Below are 8,226 nucleotides of genomic sequence, written 5' to 3' on the forward strand. Positions count from 1 at the left end.
GAAAAAATCCGGGTTAAAAATTTCAACACAAAATTATCATATTGAAAAATATGTATTTTATTTTTGATTCCTTACATCAATCGAATATGACTCGGAATTAATGTTGACATATTTACAATAAAAATCCAATGTCCGGCCTCATCATGGCGCGGCAGACTGTCCGGAACCGGCAGAAGGAGGGCGCGATGACAGCATCTATTGGAGGATCAGATGTCTAATCAGAACAAGGAAGGCGGCTCGTCGCAGCCGCAGATGACGCGCCGCAACGCCTTGAAACTCGGCCTCGGCACCAGTGTGGCGCTTGGCCTGTTCGGCCTGAATGCCCGGATCGTCATGGCCCAGGAAGGCCAGGTACTCAAGGTCGCAAACCCGGCCTTCAACCAGGATTGGTCACCATTGCGCGGCGGTGGCGTGCCGTATCGCTGGAATTCCGCCTGGTGGGCGTCGCCGATGTATTTCGACTCGAAGGGCGAACTGCACCCTTACGTCTTTACAAGCTGGGAGCCGGATGCCGACAGCAAGACATGGACCTTCAAGATCGATCCGAAGGCCGTTTTCTCGGATGGCAGCAAGATCACCGCTGAAGACGTCAAGGGTTCCTGGAATGTCTCAGCCATGCCGAACACCAAGAACCAGCGCGCCGACCAGGTCTTGAGCAAGGTTGCAGGCTATGCCGATGTCAGCGCCGGCAAGGCCAAGGAAATTTCCGGTATCGCAACGCCGGACGAAGGTACAGTCGTCGTCACCCTGTCGGAATCCGACCCGATCTTCTTCATGCGTCTCGGCAACCATATCGCGCCGATCACCAAGGCCTCGCAATCTCGAGGCGAAGATGGCGAGGAAATCACCGACTGGTACATGCCTGATAGCAGCGCCGTCTATTCCGGTCCCTTCAAGCTGACCAGCATCGATCTCGATGCCGGCAAACTGGTGTTCGAGCCCAACGAAAACTTCTTCGGTCCGAAGCCGAAGCTCGCCCGTATCGAGATCGACTCGATCGAAGACAACGTCACCGCGACATCGCTCCTGAAGTCCGGCGAATACAATGCCCATACGGAACTGGTCACCTCGACCATCATCCAGGACCTCGGCGCGAGCTTTGCCGAAGGCCCGCTGATCCCGACCAGCCAGCATTTCTGGTTCAACTCGGCGCGCGCGCCGATGGACGATCCGAAAGTCCGCCAGGCGCTGATTATGGCCGTCGACCGCGATGGCCTGATGAAGGCGTCCTTCCCGGATGGCCCGCACAAGAAAACCGACCAGGTCATCAACTCCGTTCCCGGCGCCGACAATTCCGGCTTCGAGCCTTATCCCTACGACCCGGAAGGCGCCAAGAAGCTGCTGGCCGAATCCAGCTATGGTGGCCCGGAACGTCTTCCCAAGCTGCTCTTCGTCGGCGTTTCCGGTCCCGCCATCGAGGCTGCCGCCCAGTTCATCGCCGAGCAATGGCGCCAGAACCTCGGCATCACCGCCGTCGATATGAAGCCGCAGCAGGATGCCTATGCAGGGCCTGACCAGAATGCGGTGCAGATCTTCCGCGACGACGTCGGCACCCGTGTTCCCGATGCGGTGTCCTATCTCGCCGGTTCCATCGCCTCGACTTCGTCGAACGCGCAGAACAAGCTTGGCGGCTACAAGAACGACAAGGTCGACAGCCTGCTGGCGGAAGCCGCCACCAAGTCAGTGGACGATCCGCAGCGTGTGGCTCTGGCGCTAGAAGCCCAGAAGGCCTTCCGCGAAGACTGGAGCTTCATCCCCTGGTACGCGCAGGCGATGTCGCGCTGGGCGACCGACAAGGTCACCGGCATGGACAAGAACCTCGACTGGCAGGTTGTTGCCCCCTGGGACATTTCGGTCGCTGGCTAAGGCGCCGCGCTGACACCTTATTCTGTGCGGAGGCGGAAACCGTTTCCGCACAGATTGCGAATGCTGGAGTATGATTGCGGCGCTTGACCCCGCAGGGCAAAGCTCGAAGCTTCATCTTCTGAAACCAAGGGTGGGAGACTGCCATGCTGCGTTACATCGCGACCCGTTTCGTCGTCTGGATACCATCCGTCCTTCTTGTCATGCTCGGCGTTTACGCGCTGGCCTATTACGGCGCCGGCGACCCGATCAAGTTGATCTTCCTGCGCGCGCCCGGCGACGTTGCCTATAATCCCGAGCGCATCGAGGCGATCCGCGAAAGCGCTGGCCTCAACCGGCCGTTCCTCATCCAGTTCGGCAGCTATATCTGGAACCTGCTGCACGGCAATTTCGGCAATTCGCTGAGCTCCGGCCGGTCCGTCTGGGCGATGATTTCGGCCGCGGCTCCCGTATCCTTCAAGCTGGCGCTCTGCTCCGTCATCCTGACCGCTGTCGTTGCCATTCCTCTCGGGCTGATCGCAGCGCTCAACCAGAACACCCGCACCGACTATGCCATTCTCGGCTCGGCGCTGTTTCTCTGGGCAATCCCGGCCTATGTCGCAGGCCCGATGCTGATGGTCATGCTGATCATGATCCTGCCGGGCTCCGCCGTACCCTATGGCTGGGGCGGTGTTTTCGACGTACGCATCCTGCTGCCGCTGCTCGTTCTTTCCTTCCAGCCGATCGCGCTGATCGTGCGCCAGACCCGCGCCGCCGTGATTGAAGTTCTGTCGGAAGATTTCGTCCGTACTGCCCGGGCCAAGGGCGTGCCGGAAATGATGGTGGCACTGCGCCACATCCTGCGGCCGGTCCTGACGCCCGTTGTCACCCAGCTCGGCCTGATCATGATCACCATCGTCAACGGCGCCATCTTCGTCGAGCTGGTCTTCGGCCTGCCCGGTCTTGGCCGCCTCACCGTTCAGGCGCTGACCAATACCGATTATCCCGTCATCCTCGCCATCACGCTGATCGGCTCGTTCCTGGTGATGATCTCCAACCTGCTTGTCGATGTGCTCTATCCGTTACTCGACCCGCGCGCCAACGATACAAGAAGGAGCCGCTGACCATGTCCGTCGTTCCCATGCCCGGCACCGCCGCCGAAATCGAACCACCCGTCAGCCTCTGGCGCGATGCCTGGCACCGGCTGCGCCGCAACAAGCTCGCGGTCTTCGGTCTCGCCGTCGTGGTCATCCTGGCTTTTACCGCATTGTTCGGGCCGTACCTGACGCCCTACGACTTCCTCAGCCAGGACCTGAATTCGCGTAACCTGGCCCCGTCCTTGTCGCATCTGTTCGGCACCGACGACCTCGGCCGCGATGTCTTCAGCCGCGTTGTCTACGGTACGCGCACAGCGTTCCTCGTCGCCATCGTCGTCACCTTCATTGCTGTGGTGATCGGCGTAACGCTCGGCGCCTTGGCGGGCTTCTTCGGCGGATGGCTGGACCGGATCGTCATGTGGCTGACCGACATGACCATGTCGATCCCCAACCTTCTGCTTGTCGTCGTCATCAATGCCTCGCTGAAATCGCCAATCACCAGCTGGATGGAAAGCCGCTACCTCGCAACGCTCAATCCGGTCTACCGCGAAACCATCTGGGTGGATTTCCTGCTGGTTTTCGGCTCGATGGCGTTGATCTCCTGGCCGCCCTATGCCCGTCTCGTCCGCGCCCAGGTTCTGTCGATCCGCTCGCGGCCTTATATCACCGCAGCCCAGGCGCTGGGGCTGACCAACCGCATCATCCTGATGCGCTATGTCGTGCCGAATGCGCTGGGTCCGCTGATCGTCGCCGTCAGCGCCGGTCTCGGCACCGCCATGGTTCTGGAAAGCGCCTTCTCGTTCCTCGGCGTCGGCGTCAACCCGCCGACTCCGAGCTGGGGCAACATGATCTCCGACGGCCTGCGCGTGTGGCAGCATTATCCGCATCTGCTGGCAGCACCTGCCGCAGTCCTCGGCCTTGCCTCCGTCGCCTTCTCCTTCCTCGGCGACGGCCTCAACGATGCCCTCAATCCGCGCGGAGCGAAGTGATGATGATGGCCAACGATATCCGCCCAGAACCATCGGCCAAGACCGGCGAGCGCCTGCTCGACGTCAAGGGCTTGACCATCGAGATCGACACCCGCAATGGTCCTGCCACCATCGTCGATGGCATCGACCTGCACGTGAACAAGGGCGAGACCCTTGGCATCGTCGGGGAATCCGGCTGCGGCAAGAGCCTGACCATGCTTAGCATGATGCGGCTTCTGCCCAACAAGATCAAAGTCACCAAGGGCGAAGCCAATTTTGCCGGGCGTGACCTGCAGAAAATGTCGAATTCGGACCTGCGAAAGGTGCGCGGTGGCGATGTCGGCTTCATCTTCCAGGATCCGATGACCTCGCTCAATCCGGTGATGCGCATCGGCCAGCAGTTGGCCGAGCCGCTGATCTATCACCGCGGCATGTCGAAGGCGGAGGCACGCAAGCGGGCAGGCGAACTTTTGAAGCTTGTCGGTATTCCCGGCGCCGAAGATCGTCTCGACGCCTATCCGCATGAACTCTCCGGCGGTATGCGCCAGCGCGTGATGATCGCCATCGGCCTTGCCTGCAATCCGCAGCTTTTGATCGCCGACGAGCCGACCACCGCGCTGGACGTGACGATCCAGGCGCAGATCGTCGATCTGGTGAAGGACCTGCGCGACAAGCTCGGCATGTCGGTTGTCTGGATCACCCATGATCTGGCGCTGATCGCCGGTCTGGTCGACCGCATCAACGTGCTCTATGCCGGCACGGTGGTCGAGGACGCACCGGTCGATGCGTTGTTTGCCAATCCGAGCCACCCCTATACGCAAGGGCTGCTCGCCTCGATCCCGAAACTGTCCGACGAGCGATCGACGCGTCTCAGTTCCATCGGCGGCACACCGCCAGAACCCGGCCGCCGCCCAAAAGGCTGTCCGTTCGCGCCGCGCTGTCCGCTGGCGGAAGCGATCTGTCATGAGCGCGTTCCGTCCCTGGAAGGCCTTGGCCAAAACGGCGCGCACCGTGTCGCCTGCTTCGTCGCCCAAAGAAAATTGGAGGCCGCGTGATGGGTGCTCAGCCGCTGATGCGCATCGAAAATCTGGTCAAACACTTCCACGTCCGGCTCGGCGCGTTCGGGGAGCGGGCCGCCACCGTGCATGCGCTTGATGATATCACCTTCGATATTCTGGAAGGTGAGACCTTGAGCCTTGTCGGGGAATCCGGCTGCGGCAAGTCCACCACCGGCTTCACCCTGCTCAATCTGCACCGGGCCACCGAAGGCAAGGTGATTTATCAGGGCAAGAATATCGTCGAACTCGGCGAAAAGGCCATGCGGCCCTATCGCCGCCAATTGCAGATCGTCTTCCAGGACCCCTATTCGACGCTCAACCCGCGCATGACCATTGGCGAAGCCGTCGGCGAACCGATCCTGTTTCACAAGCTTGCCACCAAGGCCGAGCTGAAGGACCGGATCGCGACACTGCTTGCCGATGTCGGCCTGCCGCCACGCTTTGCCTCCCGCTATCCGCACGAACTGTCCGGTGGCCAGCGCCAGCGCGTGGCGATCGCCCGGGCGCTCGCTTGCCAGCCGAAATTCATCGTCTGCGACGAGGCGATCTCGGCGCTCGACGTTTCCGTGCAGGCGCAGATCATCAACCTGCTGCTTGATCTGCAGCAGAAATACGGACTGACCTATCTGTTCATCGCCCATGATCTCGCCGTCGTCCGCCATATCAGCGACCGCGTCGGCGTCATGTATCTCGGGCGTCTTGCCGAACTGGCCACCCGCGAGGAATTGTTCGAGCACCCATTACACCCCTATACCAAGGCCCTTCTCTCAGCCGTACCGGAGGCCGATCCGGCGCATGAGCGCAGCCGCCAACGGCAGATCCTGCAGGGCGACGTGCCAAGCCCGCTATCTCCGCCATCCGGCTGCCGCTTCCACACTCGTTGCCCCATCGCTATGGAGATCTGTGCCAAGGCGGTGCCGGAATGGAGGGAGGCCCGCGCAGGCCATATGGTCGCCTGTCACGCCGTCACCGAGGGCCTGCCCGGATGACGCTGCAAGCCGCCATCATTGCCGACGACCTGACAGGCGCGCTCGATACCGGAACACCCTTTGTCGAAGCAGGCCTGAAGGTGGCGGTGGCGATCGACATCGAAGCCGTGGCCGAAGCGCTGGCGCGCGATCCAGATGTGGTCGTGATCAGCACCGCATCACGGGCGCTTTCGGCTGACGAAGCGGCGCGCAAAGTGCAGGCAGCTGTTGCCGCGCTGGGCTCGGTCATGCCACCCATTTTGTTCAAGAAGATCGATTCCCGGCTGAAGGGCAATGTCGCGGCGGAAAGCCTGGCGCTTGCGGAAGTTGCCGCCCGAAGCCGGATCGTCGTGGCGCCGGCCATTCCGGATCAGCAACGCTTCACTATTGATGGCGCCGTCACCGGCCGGGGCGTCGACACACCACTGCCGATCCACCTCTTGTTCCCTACCGGCGCGCTTGCGGTTGATGTTCATGATGCCCGTACCGATGCCGATCTGGATGATCTCGTTCGGCAAGCCAACTGGTCAACCGTGATCGCCGTCGGCGCGCGCGGCCTGGGGAGCGCCCTCGCCCGTTGGCTGACCATTGCAAACACCCCTGCTCCATCATTGTCACTGTCATCAAAGACGTTGTTCGCCTTCGGATCCCGTGATCCGATTACATCGGCGCAGATCAACCATCTCGCCGACCATCGCCACCTCGCAGCGATCGCCGATGCGCCTGCAGGCGAGCTGTCTGCACATGATATCCTCGCACTTCCAGCCGTGGCACGATGCTCCGGCGCACAGACCTCCAGTCCCCAACAGGTCGTTGCCCGCTTTGCCGACGGCATCCGGCATGTGGTAGAGAAAACACGGCCTGACATGTTGATGCTGGGCGGCGGCGATACCGCCCTGGCAATCCTGAAAGCGCTCGGTGCCAGTGTGCTGACCCCCAATGGCGAGATCGAAGCGGGCATTCCCTGGTTTCAGATCGAAAGCACCGACGGCGGGACAATCAATTGCGCGGTCAAATCGGGGGGCTTCGGGACGATCGATTCTTTGCTAAAACTCATTCCCGAGAATCGGTTAAGTCAAACAACATCCTCTCTGACAAGGATCGAAAAACAGGCGTGATGAAGAAAATGGCGCAGGATGTCCCCGCAGTCGAAGAGCCCGGCCCAAACGCCAAACCGGAGCGTGCTAAATCCGTGCGCCTGGTTGATCGCGTCGCTGACCAATTGCGTGAGCGTATCCGTTCCGGCAATTATCCGCCGGACTCGCGCCTGCCCGGGGAACATGAACTGGCATCTATCATGGGCGTTTCCCGGCCGATCGTGCGCGATGCGCTGGGACGATTGCGCGAAGAGGACATGGTCTATTCACGCCAGGGAGCCGGCACCTTCGTCAGCGCCCAGGCATCCCCGGCCACGCACCTCGCCTATTCGCCAGTCAAGACAATTGCTGACATCCAGCGCTGCTATGAGTTCCGCCTGACAATTGAACCGGCCGCCGCCTTTTTCGCCGCCCAGCGGCGCGACGAAGCCGCCATCCTGAAGATCGCCGCCGCCCTTGCCGACTTGCGCGAAGCGACAAGCCATCAGTTGCATCGCACCGACGCCGACTTCGTTTTCCACAGGAGTGTGACGGAGGCCGCCAACAATCATTATTACACTGCCTCCATCGAAGCTCTGAAGCCTCACATCGCCGTCGGCATGCATCTGCATGGCTTGTCGCTGATGGGCCCCCGTCTTGGACTGGAAAAGGTCTTCGACGAGCACAATGCCATCTATCAGGCGATCGCCGATGGGCGCGCAGACGATGCGCAGAAGGCCATGCGCCTCCACCTCGAAGGCTCCCGCAACCGCCTGTTCGAGGACCGCGTGCTGGACCTATCCTTCTGACCAGACGGAAAGGAAGAGGCCGGCGCTTCGGCTTTTCGTGTTTAGAAAAACACTGTCAGTCGCGATCAACCTGGACATCCTACACGACGCGCGCGTCACCAAACTTGGCGTTTGAATTTCGACCTGGGCTATTGTATTCCATGGGAATTCTAACGGCCAAAATTGTGATCACCTTTTTAAAACGACAATCATTGCTCATAATTCATAGACATATCCGACCAATGATGCCCAATGCGCCTTTCTGGCAACAGGTCCTCCAAAACGATTACCGCCTGACTTGATAATTGTCTTGGGGCCCACCATGCGCCGTGTATGTTCCCAGGAGAGGGGTTGAAACCTCGTGAACATGATTTAAAAAGCCACTAATATAGCTGACACCAAAGCAATGACGAGATGATCTGCGGACCC

Annotated in this window: 7 protein-coding genes; all 7 read left to right on the forward strand. The window is 60.6% G+C overall.

Features of this window, described 5'->3' with window-relative positions:
- Nucleotides 1-210 precede the first annotated feature (210 nt).
- The 7 genes from ACSQ3J_RS05615 to ACSQ3J_RS05645 all read left to right on the forward strand — a co-directional run bounded on the left by ACSQ3J_RS05615 (nucleotide 211) and on the right by ACSQ3J_RS05645 (nucleotide 7,818).
- A complete protein-coding gene (locus ACSQ3J_RS05615; RefSeq protein WP_060500468.1) occupies nucleotides 211-1,866 on the forward strand; it encodes an ABC transporter substrate-binding protein in 1,656 nt (551 codons plus the stop codon).
- A gap of 143 nt (nucleotides 1,867-2,009) precedes the next feature.
- The gene (locus tag ACSQ3J_RS05620; protein ID WP_060500471.1) at nucleotides 2,010-2,966 is read left to right on the forward strand and encodes an ABC transporter permease; all 957 of its coding nucleotides are present in this window, start codon (nucleotides 2,010-2,012) and stop codon (nucleotides 2,964-2,966) included.
- A gap of 2 nt (nucleotides 2,967-2,968) precedes the next feature.
- Complete coding sequence (locus ACSQ3J_RS05625) at nucleotides 2,969-3,928, forward strand: ABC transporter permease (RefSeq protein WP_060500472.1); 960 nt, start codon at nucleotides 2,969-2,971, stop codon at nucleotides 3,926-3,928.
- Complete coding sequence (locus ACSQ3J_RS05630; protein WP_200954868.1) at nucleotides 3,928-4,962, forward strand: ABC transporter ATP-binding protein; 1,035 nt, start codon at nucleotides 3,928-3,930, stop codon at nucleotides 4,960-4,962. The genes ACSQ3J_RS05625 and ACSQ3J_RS05630 overlap by 1 nt, the downstream gene beginning before the upstream one ends.
- On the forward strand, nucleotides 4,962-5,954 hold the full coding sequence (locus ACSQ3J_RS05635) for an ABC transporter ATP-binding protein (protein WP_060500474.1): 993 nt from the start codon (nucleotides 4,962-4,964) through the stop codon (nucleotides 5,952-5,954). The genes ACSQ3J_RS05630 and ACSQ3J_RS05635 overlap by 1 nt, the downstream gene beginning before the upstream one ends.
- On the forward strand, nucleotides 5,951-7,051 hold the full coding sequence (locus ACSQ3J_RS05640) for a four-carbon acid sugar kinase family protein (RefSeq protein ID WP_060500476.1): 1,101 nt from the start codon (nucleotides 5,951-5,953) through the stop codon (nucleotides 7,049-7,051). The genes ACSQ3J_RS05635 and ACSQ3J_RS05640 overlap by 4 nt, the downstream gene beginning before the upstream one ends.
- Nucleotides 7,052-7,059: 8 nt before the next feature.
- Entirely contained in the window at nucleotides 7,060-7,818 is a 759-nt protein-coding gene (locus ACSQ3J_RS05645; RefSeq protein WP_060501350.1) for a FadR/GntR family transcriptional regulator, read from the forward strand.
- Nucleotides 7,819-8,226 lie beyond the last annotated feature (408 nt).

This window comes from Rhizobium sp. LjRoot98 (assembly GCF_964252935.1).
Classification (GTDB): Bacteria; Pseudomonadota; Alphaproteobacteria; order Rhizobiales; family Rhizobiaceae; genus Pararhizobium.

What these genes read in the sequence shown, in the direction of transcription:
- ACSQ3J_RS05615 (WP_060500468.1), top strand. Translation starts at nt 211, where the DNA reads ATGTCTAATCAGAACAAGGAAGGCGGCTCGTCGCAGCCGCAGATGACG.
- ACSQ3J_RS05625 (WP_060500472.1), top strand. Translation starts at nt 2,969, where the DNA reads ATGTCCGTCGTTCCCATGCCCGGCACCGCCGCCGAAATCGAACCACCC.
- ACSQ3J_RS05630 (WP_200954868.1), top strand. Translation starts at nt 3,928, where the DNA reads ATGATGATGGCCAACGATATCCGCCCAGAACCATCGGCCAAGACCGGC.
- ACSQ3J_RS05645 (WP_060501350.1), top strand. Translation starts at nt 7,060, where the DNA reads ATGGCGCAGGATGTCCCCGCAGTCGAAGAGCCCGGCCCAAACGCCAAA.
- ACSQ3J_RS05620 (WP_060500471.1), top strand. Translation starts at nt 2,010, where the DNA reads ATGCTGCGTTACATCGCGACCCGTTTCGTCGTCTGGATACCATCCGTC.
- ACSQ3J_RS05635 (WP_060500474.1), top strand. Translation starts at nt 4,962, where the DNA reads ATGGGTGCTCAGCCGCTGATGCGCATCGAAAATCTGGTCAAACACTTC.
- ACSQ3J_RS05640 (WP_060500476.1), top strand. Translation starts at nt 5,951, where the DNA reads ATGACGCTGCAAGCCGCCATCATTGCCGACGACCTGACAGGCGCGCTC.